The sequence below is a fragment of the Coleofasciculus sp. A1-SPW-01 genome, assembly GCF_040217205.1.
Classification (GTDB): domain Bacteria; phylum Cyanobacteriota; class Cyanobacteriia; order Cyanobacteriales; family Coleofasciculaceae; genus Coleofasciculus; species Coleofasciculus chthonoplastes_A.
In genome coordinates, this window is the sequence record NZ_JAVJNP010000116.1 from 1 (window position 1) to 18341 (window position 18341).

Annotated in this window: 15 protein-coding genes; 4 read left to right on the top strand and 11 right to left on the bottom strand. The window is 43.2% G+C overall.

Going from position 1 to position 18341, the window contains the following annotated elements:
* Positions 1-208 precede the first annotated feature (208 nt).
* From RH949_RS17980 to RH949_RS17995, 4 genes are all read right to left on the bottom strand, one after another.
* Complete coding sequence (locus RH949_RS17980; protein WP_006105758.1) at positions 209-1783, bottom strand: ammonium transporter; 1575 nt, start codon at positions 1781-1783, stop codon at positions 209-211.
* A gap of 880 nt (positions 1784-2663) precedes the next feature.
* Positions 2664-3191 (bottom strand): 5-(carboxyamino)imidazole ribonucleotide mutase, encoded by a 528-nt coding sequence (gene purE / locus RH949_RS17985; RefSeq protein ID WP_446355001.1) that lies wholly within the window; start codon positions 3189-3191, stop codon positions 2664-2666.
* A 60-nt stretch (positions 3192-3251) separates the two neighbouring features.
* The gene (locus tag RH949_RS17990; protein ID WP_446355003.1) at positions 3252-3707 is read right to left on the bottom strand and encodes an RNA-guided endonuclease InsQ/TnpB family protein; all 456 of its coding nucleotides are present in this window, start codon (positions 3705-3707) and stop codon (positions 3252-3254) included.
* Complete coding sequence (locus tag RH949_RS17995; RefSeq protein ID WP_446355005.1) at positions 3688-3945, bottom strand: helix-turn-helix domain-containing protein; 258 nt, start codon at positions 3943-3945, stop codon at positions 3688-3690. Before RH949_RS17995 ends, RH949_RS17990 begins: the two co-directional genes overlap by 20 nt.
* Positions 3946-4135: 190 nt before the next feature.
* On the opposite strand from RH949_RS17995, the gene nagA reads away from it, so the two are divergent.
* Positions 4136-5284 (top strand): N-acetylglucosamine-6-phosphate deacetylase, encoded by a 1149-nt coding sequence (nagA, locus tag RH949_RS18000; RefSeq protein ID WP_446355007.1) that lies wholly within the window; start codon positions 4136-4138, stop codon positions 5282-5284.
* Between the two features lie 62 nt (positions 5285-5346).
* Here nagA and RH949_RS18005 read toward each other — a convergent pair whose 3' ends face one another.
* Complete coding sequence (locus RH949_RS18005) at positions 5347-5775, bottom strand: peptidase (protein WP_044210819.1); 429 nt, start codon at positions 5773-5775, stop codon at positions 5347-5349.
* Between the two features lie 220 nt (positions 5776-5995).
* Between RH949_RS18005 and bchM the strand changes: the two genes are divergently transcribed.
* On the top strand, positions 5996-6688 hold the full coding sequence (gene bchM / locus RH949_RS18010; RefSeq protein ID WP_446355022.1) for a magnesium protoporphyrin IX methyltransferase: 693 nt from the start codon (positions 5996-5998) through the stop codon (positions 6686-6688).
* Positions 6689-6797: 109 nt separating this feature from the next.
* On the opposite strand, the gene RH949_RS18015 is transcribed toward bchM, so the two are convergent.
* Together RH949_RS18015 and RH949_RS18020 are read right to left on the bottom strand one after the other, a co-directional pair.
* Positions 6798-7493 (bottom strand): VWA domain-containing protein, encoded by a 696-nt coding sequence (locus RH949_RS18015; protein WP_446355009.1) that lies wholly within the window; start codon positions 7491-7493, stop codon positions 6798-6800.
* A 516-nt stretch (positions 7494-8009) separates the two neighbouring features.
* Entirely contained in the window at positions 8010-8789 is a 780-nt protein-coding gene (locus tag RH949_RS18020; RefSeq protein ID WP_446355011.1) for an LEVG family PEP-CTERM protein, read from the bottom strand.
* A 530-nt stretch (positions 8790-9319) separates the two neighbouring features.
* On the opposite strand from RH949_RS18020, the gene RH949_RS18025 reads away from it, so the two are divergent.
* Both RH949_RS18025 and RH949_RS18030 read left to right on the top strand, forming a co-directional pair.
* A complete protein-coding gene (locus RH949_RS18025) occupies positions 9320-10600 on the top strand; it encodes a glycosyltransferase family 4 protein (RefSeq protein ID WP_446355013.1) in 1281 nt (426 codons plus the stop codon).
* A 187-nt stretch (positions 10601-10787) separates the two neighbouring features.
* Positions 10788-11852 carry a glycosyltransferase gene (locus tag RH949_RS18030; RefSeq protein ID WP_446355015.1) on the top strand — a complete coding sequence of 355 codons (1065 nt, stop codon included), beginning with the start codon at positions 10788-10790 and terminating at the stop codon, positions 11850-11852.
* A 232-nt stretch (positions 11853-12084) separates the two neighbouring features.
* Here RH949_RS18030 and epsE read toward each other — a convergent pair whose 3' ends face one another.
* The 4 genes from epsE to RH949_RS18050 form a co-directional block, all read right to left on the bottom strand.
* On the bottom strand, positions 12085-13341 hold the full coding sequence (epsE, locus tag RH949_RS18035; RefSeq protein WP_446355017.1) for an exopolysaccharide biosynthesis GT4 family glycosyltransferase EpsE: 1257 nt from the start codon (positions 13339-13341) through the stop codon (positions 12085-12087).
* 88 nt (positions 13342-13429) lie between these two features.
* Complete coding sequence (locus RH949_RS18040) at positions 13430-14230, bottom strand: hypothetical protein (RefSeq protein WP_446355019.1); 801 nt, start codon at positions 14228-14230, stop codon at positions 13430-13432.
* Between the two features lie 60 nt (positions 14231-14290).
* The gene (locus RH949_RS18045; RefSeq protein WP_006105745.1) at positions 14291-15280 is read right to left on the bottom strand and encodes a hypothetical protein; all 990 of its coding nucleotides are present in this window, start codon (positions 15278-15280) and stop codon (positions 14291-14293) included.
* A 258-nt stretch (positions 15281-15538) separates the two neighbouring features.
* Entirely contained in the window at positions 15539-17746 is a 2208-nt protein-coding gene (locus RH949_RS18050) for a dynamin family protein (protein ID WP_006105719.1), read from the bottom strand.
* Between the last annotated feature and the right edge of the window lie 595 nt (positions 17747-18341).

Sequence of the window (18341 nt, forward strand, 5' to 3'; positions counted from 1 at the left end):
CTCTATCACACCTAGCCCATGCCATCTTTAGCCCATGCATTACCATGTAGACCTAGGAGGGTTACTGTTATTATAGCGCCAAAAGTTAATTGTAATTTGAAAATTTCGTTCCTCAATTTTCCGCTGTCCATCCTCACCCTACTATCGTTGAGGGTGAGGACTTCCGCGCCTGCGTTAACTAGCTTCCGTCTAACCAGAAGCGCTCCCGTTAAACTTCTGAGCCGCGAGGAATGTCAGCTGTACTCCCACTGACGCTACCAAACGAGCTACTGGTCAACACATCGGATTCCTTGACAAATCCACTGTAGGCTTCCATTCCATGTTCGCTAATATCCAAGCCATGGATTTCTTCTTCGGCGTGTACTCGTAGTCCCAAAGTCGCTTTCAGAGCTAGCCAAACAATGGAGCTAAATGCAACGGTGAAACCGCCTACACAGAGGATACCCAACAGTTGAACACCCAGTTGACCGAGTCCTCCCCCATAAATCAAGCCGAGTCGTTGACCCGCATCATTTTCAGCGAAGGTGAAGATACCAACAGCAATGGTGCCCCAGATCCCGTTAACTAAGTGGACAGAGATCGCACCCACGGGGTCATCGATATGGATATTGTCAAAGAAGGAAACCGCAAAAACCACGATAATGCCCCCAATCAGACCAATTATGATGGCTGATAGATAGGAAACGGCATTACAGGGGGCGGTAATCGCCACTAAGCCAGCTAAGATGCCGTTAATAATCATCGATAGGTCAGGTTTACCATCTTTTAACCAAGAGGTAATCGTGGCAGAAATACCGCCAGCCGCAGCAGCAAGGTTTGTGGTTACTGCAATATAAGGCACACTTGCATTAGCCGCGAGTTCTGATCCGGGGTTAAAACCAAACCAGCCGATCCACAGAATTAAGCATCCCAGTGTGGCAATACTCATATTGTGACCGGGAATTGCATTGATCTGACCGTCTCTATATTTTCCTTCACGGGGTCCAAGAAAAGCTGCTCCCATCAACGCAGCCCAACCACCAACCGAGTGAACCACGGTTGAGCCAGCAAAGTCGGAAAAGCCCATTCCTCCTAGCCAACCACCACCCCAGACCCAGTGTCCGGTAATGGGATAGGAGATTCCCGTCAACAAAAGACTGAAAACGAGAAAGTCAATAAACCTAATCCGTTCAGCAACCGCACCCGAAACAATGGTGGCAGCAGTTCCGGCGAAGGCAGCTTGGAACAGGAAAAACACGGAGATCGGTAAGCCGGTAGGAAATGGATCGAGTCCATAAGTACCCGGATCGGTGCTAGTTAGGAAAAATCCACCCAAACCAATAAATCCAGTTCCTGCACCGAACATGAAGGAAAACCCAATTGCCCAAAATGCAATGGTTGCTAGGGCAAAGACAATCAGGTTTTTGGAGAGAATGTTAACCGCATTTTTCTGACGACAGAATCCGGTTTCCAACATCCCGAATCCGGCATTCATGAAGATCACCAGAATCGCAGCAATCAAAACCCAGATCGCGTTTAATGTTCCCTGGAGTTGGGCAATGGCATCGGCGTCAACCGCCTCAGTTTGAGCAATGGCTGCCGTATTCCAAACCACGACAATAATCGCCGTTAGCGGAATACAGGCTAGCCAGTACGGAGAAAAAGATTTGGCTATGGTTTTTAAGGGGTCAAAATAGGGAGAATCCCAGAAGGATTGGGAATATCCTGGTAAATCAACTTGTCTAGTTTTTGGGGGAGACTTTTTTCGGTCGGAAGTTTTCTCGAACGTTCGTCTAGACATCATTTCGCTCTCTTTCCTGTATTTCTGGTGGAACACATCCTAACATTGAGCTAAGAAGCGGTAAATAAAGTCATTGGAAGTATGACGTAGAAGAGGGGGTAAGTATCTGAGTATGACAGAACTCCTCGCCTATTTTCTTTGGTTTACTGCCAGCTTTTAAATAGTGCTGCCTGATTAAGGAATCGGGAGTTTTGGAAGTTGGCGTGTCTACGTTAGACAAAACCCTACAAATAAGTTGCCAGATAGTCAAGAGCCTCAATTCTTCTCAATAACTGGGTTCATTATCTTTAGGAAATTCTCAAATCTTCAATTTTCTGGCTGGATATTTCTGTAACAAAATATACGGTTTTGGGCGTGAGTCCTTAAAATATATTGCGGTAGTCCCCTAGCTAAGAGCTTCTGTCATCAAGACTTGGGTCAACCCGCCACCAGTTTGGCAGCCTGAGTTGACGTTTTTTTTACGCGAGAGCGAGCCGCCCTTTTGATTTTGCCTAAGCCTATTGATTTGGCAATGATTAAGATTTAAGTAAGCCTAAGAATTTAGGTCTCTCAAATAACCTCTTAATTAATTAATAAAAATTTCTTTGGTGTTAAGTTTTGATTGTTATAGCTAATCTTTTCAGAGAAAGGCTTCAGAGGTGATACTTTAATGCAGTAGAGCGAAAGGTTTGAGGGTAAGACAGTTGGGGGGCGGAGGGGTAGGGGAAGCTGGGGAAGCTGGAGTCAAAACTCAGTTAGGGCGGGTAGGGCGGGTTTGGCACAAACGTTACCATCCATAGCCAAAAGAAAATCCATAAACCTACCCCTACAAACCAGATTCCCTTGAGCTTAACGTTGCGTCAAAACCAGGTTCCTCGAAGGTTGTGAAGGGTCAAACCTTAATCTACGACTTTTGTGATAAATATTGCTGATATCCCAACTTTTCTAGCGCCGCTTGCTTATCCATGACGGATTGCGTTAAAGTCTGGCGGTACTGCTGCACTCGTTCGAGTAACTCAGGTTGTTGGGATGCCAAAATCTGCACGGCTAACAACCCTGCATTTTTAGCATTGCCAATGGCTACGGTAGCGACAGGGATTCCACCTGGCATCTGTACAATCGAGTAGAGGGAATCTACCCCTTGTAAATGGCGAGTGGAAACAGGAACACCAATGACGGGTAATGGTGTCAGAGACGCCACCATACCGGGTAAATGAGCCGCCCCTCCCGCTCCGGCGATAATCACCTTGAGTCCACGCTGATGAGCGGTTTGGGCGTAGTTTACCATACGTTGGGGAGTTCGGTGTGCGGAAACGATCGCGACTTCACAGGCTACCTCGAACTCTTCACAAATTGCGATCGCACCCTGCATCGTGGGCAAGTCGGAATCACTGCCCATAATAATACCAATTTGGGGGTTGTCATTCGTCATTTGTCCTTTGTCCTTTTTGCCTGTTCCCTATTCCCTGAAGTGACATCCTCCTACACCGAATCAGAGATTACGGTGTAGGCTTCCAACATCGCTGTTAGACATTGCTGCCCTGCGCCACTTATCTAGGCAAAATGCCCCCGACAGCCCGACTTGACAGCCAATTTCTTTCCCCCAGAGTCCCTGGGTACTCAATTGCTCATAACCTCGGTTACAGATTTCCTGTGCTGAGGCTATATCTCTATCCACCTCATACTTGCATTCTGGGCAACTATGCCATCTATCAGACAGTTCTTTGGTGACTTCAATACGACAATTTGGACAAGTCTGAGACGTCCCTCTGTGGTCAACTTCAGCAATATAAACACCGCGTTGTCTCCCAACATAATAAAGAATATCCCTGAACTGACCGAATGCCGCATCAATTGTATGTTTACCCAGAAATCCCTTTGCCATGGTGCGGAAATCGATGTCTTCTAGGAAGATAGTCCCCGCCATGTCACACAGCTTGTGAGCCAATTTGTACTGATAGTCTTTTCGCTTGAATGCAATGAAAGGGATAATCAGCAGGCATTATGTATTCTGACTCCTTACTACACCTACACCTGTCTACAGGACACTTCCTTGAAGCAATCCAGTCCTTTAGCTCTCTAAGGGCATAATTATAAACACCCCGACAAGTTTCGAGCCATTCGTTTAGTGACTCGACTTGTTCAGCATCAGGATAAATTCGATAGGTGTAGTTCAGATTTAGCATACCTTGATTGTCGCTTAATCTACTGTAAATGACAACTTGCGGTAAACGTCAATTTCGGAGGCATTGAACCTCGCTCAATTGACTTGGGGAGTGAAGGCATCCCAACACCAAATCAGAGATTATGGTGTGGGATTTATAGCTCCCCAAACCCCTCAACAGTTAAAATGACGCAGGATTAATGATAAAGAACATGATTATTATTAATGCACGAGTACCAGGTTATCAAGGGTTGCAACAGGTAAGGGTTGATGGGGAGGGAAAAATTTCCGCGATCGCACCCATGGCTGATATGGCTCAAAATGCCGCTACTCTCGATGTTACAGGCGATTGGCTCTCCTTAGCTGGGGTCGATTTACAGATTAATGGGGCGCTGGGTTTGGCGTTTCCAGATTTGACGCTGGGGGATAGCCAGAAATTACAGCAAATTTGCCAATTTTTGGGTAATCAGGGGATTGATGGATTTTTACCCACCTTGGTAACCACCTCGATTGAGAAAATTCAACAATCGCTGGCGGTGATTGCGGATTTTTTAACCACCGCTTCCGATCAGGCGGGAATGGCGCAAATCTTGGGGGTGCATTTAGAGGGACCTTTTCTACATCCTCAGAAGCGAGGAGCGCATCCTCAGGAATATTTATTACCATTAAACCTAGAAAATGTCAAGCAAGTTTTGGGGGATTATGGCAAACTGGTTAAAGTGATGACGCTAGCGCCGGAGTTAGACGAGACAGGTGAGGCGATTAGTCATTTGCGTTCTTTAGGAATTACCGTGAGTTTAGGTCATTCCCAAGCAACGGCGGCTGAGGCGGAGGAAGCCTTTGCCTTAGGTGCATCGATGGTAACTCACGCTTTTAATGCGATGCCGGGATTACACCATCGCCAACCTGGATTATTGGGTGCTGCTATCACTCATCCTCAAGTGCGCTGTGGGGTGATTGCCGATGGACAGCACGTTTGTCCGACAATGTTACAGATTCTACTGCAAGCGAGTAGGTATGAAGCGGGATTGTTTCTAGTCAGTGATGCCTTAGCGCCATTAGGATTAGGGGATGGGATTTATCCCTGGGATCAGCGTCAAATTGAAGTGAAACAGGGTACAGCACGATTAGCGGATGGTACATTGGCGGGAACTACTTTACCGCTATTGGTGGGAGTGCAGAATTTGGTAGAGTGGGGACTGTGTGAAATCGAGAGTGCGATCGCCCTAGCTACGGAGTCTCCTCGACACGCGATCGGTTTACCTGGGATTGGAGTAGGACAACCTGCCAATTTGTTGCGTTGGCATTGGCATGAGGATATATCAAAATTGAGTTGGCAGCGTTTACAATTCAATGGATGATTTGTCATTAGTCTTATGTCCTTTGTCCTTTGTTAAGTAAGGGAGAACTCATAATTTATCCTTCATAATTCATACTTGAGATGTCTCACCTTATTAACAGGTTGATCAGGATGAGCTGGATTGGGGATCAATCGCTGATTTTGACAATCGACCAACAAATCTAATTTCTCTAATACAGTTTGACCAATCAGCACCTCATCACCCAAAACTAACGCATCCTCCAATGTATCACGTCCTTGCCAATCAATTAGAACTCCAACTACGCCTACAGCTTCTGTTCGCCCATCCGCATAACCTGCTACTCGTTGAGCGCGAATGGTTAAACCAAGACACTGCACAACATGAATAGGAAGCACTGAACAGACTGCACCTGTATCAATCACGGCTTCTGTTTCGTATACACGAACCTGATCAGCCGTTAGTTGTCCTCGCCGTACTAATTCGTCATCCGTTGGATTGGTAAGCTTGACTTTTGCTTTAACTTCACCCATGATTTTACCTGGCACGTTCTCTCACAATACATCAACTATCCAAACATTCTATTTCCATTTTATGAGAATATTACGTTAATCAAACATCTCATCATTTTCTGTAAGTTCTCTGCCTTTTGCCCTCTGGCTGATGTTTCTTGAGAAAGACATGATGGCAGTAACACCCCTAGCTCATGGTAAAGTAATTAATCGTCCGAACTCCTCCATCCAACCTGACTCTATGAACACCGTTGATGATAAAACCGTAGTTAAAGACTATTTCAACGCCACTGGATTTGACCGTTGGCGGCGGATTTACGGCGAGGGCGAGGTCAATAAAGTCCAACTGGATATCCGTAACGGACACCAGCAAACCGTCGATACTGTTCTAAGCTGGCTCAAGGCTGATGGCAATTTAGCTGAGTTATCTATCTGTGACGCTGGCTGTGGTGTGGGAAGTCTCAGCATTCCCCTAGCTGAAGCAGGTGCGAAAGTCTTTGCCAGTGATATATCAGAAAAAATGGTCGGTGAAGCCAAAGAAAAAGCAGGCGCTAGCTTGGCGAATTCTGACAATCTTAGCTTTGCCGTACAGGATTTGGAAGACTTGAGTGGTAGCTATCACACGGTTATTTGCCTAGATGTACTGATTCACTATCCCCAAGATAAAGCTGATCAGATGATCTCCCATCTTGCTTCTCTAGCCGAGTCGCGCTTAATTCTTAGCTTTGCTCCCAAAAACATTGTATACAGTTTACTCAAAAAAATTGGCGAGTTATTTCCCGGTCCTTCTAAAACCACTCGTGCCTATCTACACCGCAAAGCCGATATTATCAAAATATTGGAGCGTAACGGCTTTTCCATTCAACGCACGGGAATGACCAGTACCCAGTTTTACTTTTCTTACCTCTTAGAAGCAACCAGAAATTCCGATTAAGCGACCTGTAGGAGTACAATATTTCGTGCAATAGATTGGGTTCGTAGTGAGGGCTTTAGCCCTGTCCAGCTAGACGTTAGAGAACTAAAGTTCTCACTACAAACTATTTTCAAGCAAACAAATCCGGATATTGCTCCTTCGCCCACATCGGTAAACCGGCGGCTGGATTTTCAAGCTGACGGTTCAGCAGCTCGATAATATTTGGCATTTTACTTAACAAATCAAACACCACAATATTGCAATCCAATCCCTTAGAATCGGTGAACCCTCTGACATTTTTATCCAGTTCCAGATAAAACTTGGGATTCAATTCACTCCCAAACCCGATAATGACAATTTTCAGTTCATCCTGACTTTTCAATCTGGCACTGGTTGTCTGAATCAAGTTCAAAAACTTATCTCGGTCATCAAACTGACCATCTGTGTAAATAATAATAAACGCTTCCCGATTCGCCTCACGATTCGCAAACCATTGATTAATCACTTGCTCAAGGGTTGGTGTAATAAACGTACTACTATCGGGTTGATTTTCATCAAAGACACTAGGAACCTGAGCCGTATCTTCAATGTAGATGATTTTGTCACAGGGGCGATTAGGACTAAAAAAGGTTAAGGCAATTTCCTGACAAACCTTGTCCTCATCCAGACTGGTTTCATTGAGAATGCGATAGACGTGTCCTTCAATGACTTCTGGTAAAACTTTCCAGCGAATATTATTATTAAATTCTGGATCTCGTCTCACCATTGACCCACTTTGGTCGATGAGCATGAAAACATCTCGGTTAAAAAGTTTTTTACTTGCCATAGAGTCCCCTCTTTGAATAACACCCTGAGTTTGGGTTTCAATAATCGTTGCTTGATGCAAAATAGGTGGAGCGCTCGGCGTCGTCGCCCTTGTTTTTTTGGGGCATTTTGCCGAGAGACCCGATATGAATAGTTTAATGGTTTTTGCTACCCGGTTATAAATCGACATCTGAAGTCCCTACAGTTCGCAGGTTGATCACTATTGATTTAATTAAGAATTCTTAAGTGTATTATAACTATCAAATATAGTTTATCTGTACTATTAAGCAGATAGTACTGTAGGTTGGGTTGACGCAGGAAACCCAACAAAACTCAGGACTCGTATCCCTGACTACAGACCCAATCTAATGCATAAAATTAGGTATACTACATTACTATGGTGTGGTATACGCAACTAAATAGGGATTGGAGATGAATATCTCGAATCCCTGGAAATTTCTTATTTAGATTCTAAAGTGGAGTTAACGAATTTGTTCAAGTGCTAAAGGCTTCAAGCTTCAGCACCTGTTGAACCAATTTAGACATCAGACTTTTTGTTGCGCTTGCGCAAGCCTAAAGTACCTGCCATCGCCAAGGCGCCTAAACCCAAGACGGTTCCTGGTTCGGGTACATCTTTAATCAACTGGAAGTCAACGCCGTCACCTGTGCCTCCTGTATCCTTACCCAACTTTAAGGTAATTTCGCTAACATCTTTCCAGGTTTGGTAATAAAGGTTACCATCTTCTCCGAGGGGAACGGGATTGTCGCCGGAGATCAACATTCCGTCCGTTAAAGCTTCGGCAAAGAAATCAGGAACGCCAGTTGTAGCAGAACTTTCGGTGTCGAAATACTTAATAGTTAGTTCCGGGATTATCTTGGTGAATGTAAATTTGTAAGTACCGACTTCGAGTTGCCCCTCTTCTTCCCCAACAGAACCATTAGCATTTGTTTCTGAGGGACGGAACCACGCTCCTGAGGGGGTCGTACCGAGATCTTTTGCCAACAGGTCTGCTATACCTAGTGTACCGCCATCATAAATTGTTTCCGTTCCTAGGATATCAATAAATAAGCGACTCTTTGTCCCGCTGGTCTCGTCCTCCAAGCTCACTATATCTTTTATCCAAGGAATATCACTAGGATCTATACAGTTGTCGGTGAGACAGCCTAGTCCCACATTAATTTCCGTTTCTATATCTTGTGGAGGCAGCAACTCAATGGCAGAAGCTGAAGGAGCAATGAGACCTACCGTTACTGTAGAGGCGGCAAGTAGCGAGGCGACGGTAGCGGAATGGCGGAAAAGAGTTGAGAGAGATTTCATGATGTTATTTCCTGATATAAGTAGATTGACCTAGTTCCTAGCGATACTTAAACAGACCGGGTTGGTTGTTTATTCACTGATTACATAATAGCCCTATCTAAGCCGTTGTCTATAAAGTTTCTATAAATTTAGTGTGAAGCTGGTGTAAAGATTTGGTGGAGAATGCCTTAAACACACTCAACTCATACTAAGTTGCAGTCTACAGTCTAATGTAGAATCCGTTATGCTGAGCGCTTCGCTCAGAAAGTGACTATACCACACAACTTTATATCAGTCAGTATAGAAATATATGATCGCTTTTTTTTACAATCCTTTACAAATAAATATTTATATGTTGCATTTTTTTACATTAATCAATAATAATAGAATTTTGAGAATTTATTGGGTATAATACTAACTCATTTGTATATTTACAGACAGACAGTAAGCAAGTTATCAAAATCAATTAACTCTAAGAATATTTGACTAGGTAAGAATTTACTTTTCATTTAACTAATGAGAAAATAATAAATAATTGATATTTGCTTACCATGAAAAATCAAATTAAAGTTTTACTTTTAATAGAGCAATGTAATCCAGCTTGGCAATCTGTCCCGTTGGAAGGATATAAATACTTTCAAGAAATTAGTAAATTAGTTGATGTAACTCTAGTAACTCATGATAGAAATAAAGAATATTTAAAATTCGATAACACTGAAATCGTTTGTATAGAGGAAATGCATTTATTTAAAGCTTATTACAGTCTAGTAGAAGGTTTAGTATATAAACACAAAGTTAATTGGCCCCTATACAATAGTTTAACCTATCCTATTTATGCCGAATTTAATCATAAAGTATATCATAAATTTAAAAGCAAAATTCTCAACGGAGATTACGATATAGTACATGCGATAACCCCCATGATACCCCGGTATCCCTACAAAATAGTTAAAGCATGTCACTCTACTCCCTTTCTACTTGGACCTGTCAATGGAGGTATTACTTTTCCTCCAGGATTTAGGGAAAAAGCTAGAGAAGAATTTGCTTACCTAAATTTCTTGAGAGCCATCGGTAGATTTTTAATCCCTGGCTATAGAGAAACCTATAAAAAAGCAGACAGAATATTAGCAGGATCAACGTATACATTAAATCTGTTAAAACGTTTATTTAATCTCCCCGATTCTCGAATTAGTTTATTTTTTGAAAATGGAATTGACTCCAATTTTGTATTGACACAAAAGCCGCCCAAACGAGACTCTAAAGTTCATTTGCTTTTTGTCGGTAGATTAGTCCCTTACAAATGTGCAGATATTGTCATTAAATCTCTGAGCCGATTAAATCAAACTATTCAAAATAAACTTGACTTGACTATTGTCGGAGATGGTTCAGAAAAAGTTTTACTCGAAAAACTTGTACAGAAACTAGGGTTAAACGATATTGTTCAATTTATTGGTTGGGTGTCTCAATCCCAAACCCTTGACTATTATCGGCAAGCTGATATTTTTTGCTTTCCCTCTATCCGAGAATTTGGAGGTGCTGTTGTCCTAGAAGCCATGGCAAATGGGCTGCCTTGCATTGTCGCCAATTATGGTGGTATTGGTGAATATGTCACTGAAGAAACAGGGTTCAAAATCGAGCCAATTTCGCCTGAGCATTTGACCCAGGAGTTAACTCATAAAATTCAAATCTTAGTTGAAGATGATCAACTACGAGAATCTATGTCAGTTAAGTCGATTGAGCGAGCTAGACAGTTTACCTGGGAACGTAAAGCCATTGAGCTAGTCAAAATTTATGAACAAATGATTAGTGAAAAAAGGAGCCTGGATAAATAATGCAGATAAAGTTATGATTTGTGTTTAGTTATCTAAGCTAAGTTTAAGTTGAATGGCACTGAAATATAGCATTGTGAGTCGCCAAAACCTTTGATATGCCGTAGGGTGGGCATTGCCCACCAGACTTAAGTCAGTGATATTCAAGTTTAAGTTTGATTTATAGGTAGTAAATATTCGGATAAAAATTATGCTAAGCTGGTCAGCTATTATTCCCACTTTAAATAGAGGAGCAATTTTAGAGCGCTCTTTGCCGACAATCGTTGCTCAAACTCGCCCCCCCAAACAAATCATTGTTGTTGATGCGAGTGATGACTGGGAGTTGTCGAAAACTCACATTCTTAATTCCCTAGCTTTAACCACTAAGTCTATTGAGTTAATTTATGTAGGCTCGGATAAAAAATCCCTAACTTATCAGCAAAATGTTGGGCTTCATTTTTGCGATAGTGATGTTGTATTTTGTCTCGATGATGATTCCTTTATGTACATTGATTGTGCTGAAGAAATCATGAAGATTTATGAGCAAGATGAAGAAAATTTAGTGGGTGGAGTGATGGCGTTAATGGTATCTCAGCCACCATCCACCAGTAAAAACAATCAGAAAAACAGCCAATCTGATAATCTGGTTCAAACTAACAAGAAACCAGGCAAGTTAAATTTATGGGCTCGTTTCCTTAAACCCTTCCATAAGCTTTGGCATATACAAAACCTCTTTATCCCTTATGATGGAACCTATCATCGCTATGATATTTCTGAATTAGCCAAGAAAACCTCAATTAATAATGTGGTGCTGTTTCATGGCTGTCGGATGACGTTTCGGACGTCAGCACTAAAAGAGATTGGTGGATTTGAGGAATTAATTAGTCGTACAGTTAATGATTTGGATGTTAGCTATCGTGTATCTCGAACCTCGGCTCTTGTCTTAGCTCGTCGAGCCAAACTTTTTCACGAACAGACAGCCGTCTCCCGAATTCATCGGTATAAAAATTCTGTGCTGGTTATTTTAAATCCGATTGCTTTATTTTTGGCGCACCGAACCGTACAGCATGGAGTTAATATATTGGTTGTCCGATTTGCACTCAGCCGCGCTTTGCTAGAATTTCTGCGAGATTGTGCTAATCCGAATCGGGGGTTTCCTCATGCACGCGGTGCATGGTTAGCTTTAAGATTATTACCTAAGCTGATGCAGATGGATAAGGAGCAATTACGAGAGTGGTATCCGCGTTTTCAAGCGGAATTGCTTGATAAAAAATGATTCAAAGTTATTCTCAAAACTTTTGATATTCAGTTGAATGACACTAACTTCAGGGAGATGGTATTGACTTAAGGCTGATGGGCAGTGCCCACCCTACTGGCGTGGCACACCTAATTTGATAGATTAGCTTGGGTTCGTAGTAAGGGCTTTAGCCCTATATCCTGTTGCGTTTCCGGGCGGAATTTTAATCCACCAAATAAGGTGTGTCACGCCACTACGAAGCTTGTTTAGGTTATAATTTACCGTTTAGAGTCTCTATGGTAGTAGGATAAAGTTCAGTGATGGCATCATACAAGACTTTGGCACTACGTTTGGCTTGAAACTGTTGAGTTATTTTTCCTCGTGCGGCTTGACCTAAACGTATAGATAGTTCAGGATTGTGCAATAATTGGCAGATGGCATCGGCAAGTTGGGTGGGAGCTTGGGGTTCTACCAGTAGCCCATTGACTCCCGCGTCCACCAATTCTTTAACGCCACCTGAACCTGTGACAACAATGGGTAATTCCATCGCCATGGCTTCCATAATTGCGACACCTAAGGGTTCACGCAGACTGGCAAGAGCAAAGATGTGAGCTTCTTCTAAACAGGCTTTAACTGTATCTTCTGAAACAGCGCCTAACAGAGAAACGGAGTTGGTTAAACCTAGGGTTTGAATCAGGGTTTCTAACTCCTTTCGATATCCGTTTCCACCTTGTTCATCTTCTCCAGCAATTTTTAATTCGGCATTGATTCCTTGTTTTCTCAGGATATCTACAGCCGCAATTAAATCGACATACCCTTTGCAAAAATTGAGACGCCCACAGCTAAAAATCCGGCAAACACTATTTCCCCGCCAGGGAGAGTAGGAGCTTGTTCGGGTAAACACATCTAAATCAACGCCCATTGGGGCAACTTTTATCGTTTTCGGGAGATAACCTGCCAAAGAGTTTTGGACTTCTTCATATAGCTGTTGGGTAATCACCATTCCAAATGTGGCGTGCTGCCATTTTTGATCTTGATTGGGTCCGTAGTCTTTCAGGGGACCATGAAGTGTGAGGCTATAGGAAAGTTTTGAAATTAAAGCCGCAAACATGGCAATATTTGCCGCATCTGCACAGGAGTGGACATGCAAATGCTGCCAATTGCGGCGTCTGGCTAAGTTGGATACTTCCGCCCCAACTAAGGCTAAAGCACACAGTCGCAACCTCTGAAATAGTGAAACGTTTTTAGCGGTTAAGATTGCTTGCAAGCAACGGAACCAACCGGGAATACCACAGCGTAGTAGTTCGATAAGAATACCTAATAAGTTTGGTCTGGGAGGAAAGAGATAAGTGGTGCATTGTTGTGCTTCTTGAACCCAGGTATGAGACATGAGTTTTGAGAGGGGACGCCGCGTGGAGACGATATCAATATCGATACCCATACTTGTCAGGGCGTTCATTTCTCGCCACCAGAAAATGTGGGTTTGTCCGGGAAATTCGGGAAGCAGGTAACCAATAGTTCGATTCATATTCATTTTGAGTGTTGAGTTAGGTATAGGCGCGGGTTTCACTACTATCGTTTTTTACCTTACCCAGATGCCATTAAACCCACCTCGACTAAGCATCTTTTTGGCTAGAGAGCAATTTCACCAGGGATGCTAACCAATAGGAGAGAATCGATATCAATACCATAAGCCAAATTAGGGGATTCTTAGATGGGATTCCCTCCTGAAAATTGGCGGGCAAAAACCCGGTTTGAGGTGAGAACTCTTGCCAACTCTCGCCCTCTACAAGTAGCGATAAACTGCGCCATACAGCAGCCTCTTGCAGCGCTTCGGGCTTTTTAATCCCGGTAACGACGATGAGAATACCGGGAGTTGGCGGTAAATAACAGGTGCGTAGTTCTTCGGCTAATTCATGTCTCAGCCTGGCGATATTGCGTCCAATTTTTGGGGTGAGCGTCGGTGGTTGACTGGACAGTTGCTGGGGATTTCGTACCATGGTAACCAATTGCTGCATTTTTGGTAATGATACCTGAAAACCATAATCACCCCCTAAACCTACCGCTTGATTGAGTTGTTCCACGAGGCGGTGATAGTCTTCGTCAATTAATGCAGATGCGGCTAAACTTCGCAGCAGGGGTTCGTCAGCCGTTGCACCCACCCCAGCTATGGCGATGCGGATTTGGCGGTCTAGAAAATCGACTCGTCCTTTGGGTTCAAGCCCTGTCAGTAGCAGCAGCAACTGGTTATCCACTAATCGTTCTAACACAACCGTTGGTGTTTCGCGATCGATTAAATGGGGTACTGTTAATCCAATGGGGGGTAATTTGGGTTGAATTGACCCATCGTGACTAACCTGTAGCCAACGATAATCATAATCTTGTTCAAAGCCGCGACTCTGGATATAGATATCCATCAGTTAATCCCTATTTGTAAAATAGTTTTGATTTTGATTTATATAGACAAATGACGAATATTACAGTGTTAATAGTGATTTACCTTGGAGAACAGCAAATCCTCCGTTTGTTTTGCACCCTTGAGCAAACTGCTCTACCGCTTGCTTGAGTTGAGCATCAGGGTTGAACAATTCCCGCACGACGTTAAACATTGACCAATTTCGATTTTGAATATAGACTTTTAACAAAAATCGCAATAAATACCGCAGCAACTGTTCGCTATCTTGGGGACTATATTTGGCATCAAAACTCGTCTTGCGAAAATAAAAGCGGGGTTGATTCAAATTTTCGACCTCGATTTTGAGGAATACTACACAGCCAACAGTTTGTACCGGAGTTGTGACGACGGCAATTTTATCGGCTCGTCTTGGCTCTTGAAAAAATTTCAGTAACGGTGCATATTTTTCTTGAATCTGTTTGATCAGATTGTTGGCAGATACTTCATCTTGCATATAGGTTTCACATTTGACTGGTGCCAAAATGACTAACTTGGGTTCGTCCAACTTTTGGTACGCTGTTTTAAATAATGCCATAATCTCATCGGGCTTATTTCTCACTTCATGCCATCTACCGTTGAGTTCCATCAGCGCTGGCGTATCAATTGCCACGATAACTGCTGCACATTCCCGCAACATCTTCTGCACAAATCGCCTCCCCGCCACATCACTGGGTAAAATATAGCCGCCGGGATAATCTCGAAACTGTAGCCGCAGGTCATCTTTTTTGTCATTTAAGCCTAAATCAAAACGGTAAGAGGGTAAGGATTCGGGTCCAGCGACGGCTAGGGTGCCGCGAATTCCTTTGGTGCGTTCATCAGCCTTAAATTCGTAGGTTAAACTTTTGAGTTGAGCCAGATACCGTTCTAGGATAGCTGCTGTTTCGATATCGGGTTTTAAGTGTAGATTGGCTTGACGACTGGTTGCTTCAAATTGTTCATACATTGAGGTTAATAATGTCGTCTTTCCGACACCACTCGCACCAAGCATGGTTATATTGAGTTCTTTAGGCATCTTTCTCCATCCTTTGGGTAGAGACGCGCCATAACACGTCTGTAGGGGCGGGTTTAGGGATTACTATTGATTGTTTTTTTAACTTTTATACAAAACCTGCCTTTAATTTTAATATAATTCTAGAACAAGTCTGTGTATCTCATGTAGGATGTAGGGGTGAGTCGCTGAAATCCAGTTCTTATGAAAGAGCGCTAAAGCGCTCACTACGAACGGCGCTAAAGCGCTCACTACGAGCGAATTGATCGCGCCAAGTCTAAATTAATTCAAAAACTGGAGTTGTTTTAGGGAGTTAGCGGCTATTGATTGATCCACTAATGATAACCATTGTTGACGATCATCACCCTCTTGGTTATCGCCAAATTCTTTCGACCAAACCTGAGCTTTTTCTTGGAATAAAAAGATTTGCCATTCATTCTTGACATCTTTGGCTCGCAGTACCTGATCAACAAATTCTTCAACTTCAGCAAACGCAGCTTGACCTGGTTCACCGTAAAAATCTTCTAAGGCGTGTTGACATTTAAACAAGGCTTCTTCTTGTAATGTTTCCAAATAGGTGAAGATTTCCTGTGCCTTAATCTCTCGCGAGTCCATGGCATTTGATGCCGACAAACGGAGATTGGTTTTATCTGGATTGAGATTATCTAAATGAGGACGAATCCGATAATGAAAGTTGGCTTTATAGGACATTTCAAAATTTGATAGGGTTTGGAAAGCGTGCTTGAGTCGGACTAAATTATCAGGAATGATTTCTGCCATGGCTTTAAGAAATTCTGATCCTCTGGCTGGGGTGAGTTCTCCTAAATTTCCTTGATTTATCAGTACCTCCGTAACTTGAGATTTTGCCTGTTTCACATATTCTTTTAGTCCCATGTCCATAGCGTGAAAATGGCGAGTGAGATGATTACGGATTTCATGGAGGTATTTAGCATAAGTGGTTTGCCAATCCCCTTCTTCAAACCGTCGGGCAATGATTTCGTTGAGGGGTTCCTCTGTGGGTATACCTGTATCGCTTTTGCAGGTTTGGATAATGGATTCAACCTGTTGTTTAAAGATATCTTGTTCATCGCGCTCCTTGGCTATGTCGAGCTGATCTAATAGTTCTTCCAGTCCCCGCGTTAGATTTGCCCAGAGTTTATTGAATAATCGCAAAAATTTACCTTGTTCATTGATATCATCAACAATTAAGCCACCTGACCAAACAAGACGGGCTTTCTCTAGTTCCGCATTAAGCAAGATTTGCAGTTCTTTAAGTTTTTTCTGGTAAACGCGGGCATGTTGCTCATCTAAGTAGGTGATGTTATTTGCCAGATAGTTGAGAACTAAGTCGAGAATGGCATTGGTTTCCTCTGAATTAGAACAATCGGCAATTTTGCAGCGGATGACATCAATATGTTTATCGTGGATACTGGTTTGATGTTTCTGACAGGCTTCCATGTTGTCATCGGTTCCGGTGACATGGTTGAGAATCATAAATGAGCGATTCTCTAGATTGTTTAATGCTTCGGCTGCGGTGTTGTATAAATCTGTATCCCGTTTTTCCCATCCATAGCGGAGTCTATCGGGACGGCGAATAAAAATTACTAAATCCACCTCTTGTCCGATGGTTTCTAGGATGAGTTTCTCATCGCCTAAACGAGTATCTCCTAAACCGGGTACATCGACTAAGGCAATTTTACCAACATCGGAATTTTTGAAGGGACAGAAGATTTTAACTTCGCGAACGGCTAAATGATCAAAGGTAATTAATTCGCCTTGGGGAAAGCGGCGTTGGGCGACATATTCATGAATCCGTTCTTTGGGAATGGGGGGTAGTTTTCGGGGTGCGCCAGACAGGAGTAAGTGTCTGTACATGGGTAAGTGTTTATGGTAGTCTTCTTTGAGATGCTCATACATGGACTTTTTCGTCGCATCTGTCCCCGAAAATTCTGGTAATGTTCCGGCAAATTCATCTATGGTTTTGGGAGGATCAGCTAATTCTAATTCCTGGTAATAGGGCTGAATGACTTCTTGTAAAAACGTCTGTTCAGAATGAACCGTTACTTCAGCATAGGGTTCTCCTGGTTGATGATAAATGGTGCTGCGAACAGCGGTACAAGCACCGCCTCGGAGGGCGGGGATTTCATCATCGGTGAGTCCACTGATACTCTGGAGGAAGGTACTTTTCCCTTGACCCATGAGTCCCACGACGCCAATATTTAAGGTAGGGCGGGAGAAGCGATCGCGAAGTTGATGCAGTTGCTCCAGTTGCGTGCTAATCTGTAAGCGCAATGGGGAAAAGTCGATTTGGCTGAGGCGATCGCACACTTCGGGTTGGTCTAGTTTATCCTTTAAGATATGACGCCGTTGATCTAAGGAGCGGAGCAAGTTGGTCAGATTTCTCAGATGTTCCTCGACATCAGCGATGCTCTGAACTAAGGGTTGGCGTTGTTCTATAATTTTGGCTAGGGTTTCGGCGCGATTAGACATAATAGATTAGACATAATAGTTAATTGGGCGGTTGTAGACGCGGAGAAATCGCTGGGCGGTTGAAACCGCAGCTACACAAACAAAACCCGCCTACGCGGGTTTCCCCACCCTAGTTTTTTCTCTTTCCTTGTCAAGTGTAAGGCTATTCATACATGGTAGCGCGATCGCACGATTGAGGGAAACGATGCTTGTGTTCCGCTCAAGCCGGGAGACTGACTGACGATGAGGCGTTACACCACTATAGAGGATTGTGCGATCGCGTGGAGGACACAAACGCTAGTTTCTGGTGAGATAGGCTGATGTCAATGTGCGTGCGATCGCGTGGCTAGGCAAATTGCTAATATGGCTAGTATTGAGGAAATGAGGTTCCTCCGTTTTAACTATGCTAAAATAACAAGAAATTTACGATTAATTAAACAATAAATTGCATTTAAATAAACCTAACTTGAGGATGGCCAAGCGTGCCACGCCCAAAAAAGACCAGTAGTAAAACGAAGGGGAACAGCGCAAAAACCAGCAATGGCGCTAAATTATGCTTTGAACAAACCCTGTGGACAGCAGCGGATAAACTACGCGGTCTTATGGATGCGGTCGA

Bases quoted from the DNA above. Each gene is read 5' to 3' on its own strand.
- RH949_RS18025 (WP_446355013.1), top strand. From the start codon at position 9,320: ATGAAAAATCAAATTAAAGTTTTACTTTTAATAGAGCAATGTAATCCA.
- RH949_RS18015 (WP_446355009.1), bottom strand. From the start codon at position 7,493: ATGGCAAGTAAAAAACTTTTTAACCGAGATGTTTTCATGCTCATCGAC.
- RH949_RS18050 (WP_006105719.1), bottom strand. From the start codon at position 17,746: ATGTCTAATCGCGCCGAAACCCTAGCCAAAATTATAGAACAACGCCAA.
- RH949_RS18005 (WP_044210819.1), bottom strand. From the start codon at position 5,775: ATGGGTGAAGTTAAAGCAAAAGTCAAGCTTACCAATCCAACGGATGAC.
- RH949_RS18030 (WP_446355015.1), top strand. From the start codon at position 10,788: ATGCTAAGCTGGTCAGCTATTATTCCCACTTTAAATAGAGGAGCAATT.
- RH949_RS18020 (WP_446355011.1), bottom strand. From the start codon at position 8,789: ATGAAATCTCTCTCAACTCTTTTCCGCCATTCCGCTACCGTCGCCTCG.
- RH949_RS18040 (WP_446355019.1), bottom strand. From the start codon at position 14,230: ATGGATATCTATATCCAGAGTCGCGGCTTTGAACAAGATTATGATTAT.
- nagA (WP_446355007.1), top strand. From the start codon at position 4,136: ATGATTATTATTAATGCACGAGTACCAGGTTATCAAGGGTTGCAACAG.
- RH949_RS17995 (WP_446355005.1), bottom strand. From the start codon at position 3,945: ATGCTAAATCTGAACTACACCTATCGAATTTATCCTGATGCTGAACAA.
- bchM (WP_446355022.1), top strand. From the start codon at position 5,996: ATGAACACCGTTGATGATAAAACCGTAGTTAAAGACTATTTCAACGCC.
- purE (WP_446355001.1), bottom strand. From the start codon at position 3,191: ATGACGAATGACAACCCCCAAATTGGTATTATTATGGGCAGTGATTCC.
- RH949_RS17980 (WP_006105758.1), bottom strand. From the start codon at position 1,783: ATGATGTCTAGACGAACGTTCGAGAAAACTTCCGACCGAAAAAAGTCT.
- RH949_RS18045 (WP_006105745.1), bottom strand. From the start codon at position 15,280: ATGCCTAAAGAACTCAATATAACCATGCTTGGTGCGAGTGGTGTCGGA.
- epsE (WP_446355017.1), bottom strand. From the start codon at position 13,341: ATGAATCGAACTATTGGTTACCTGCTTCCCGAATTTCCCGGACAAACC.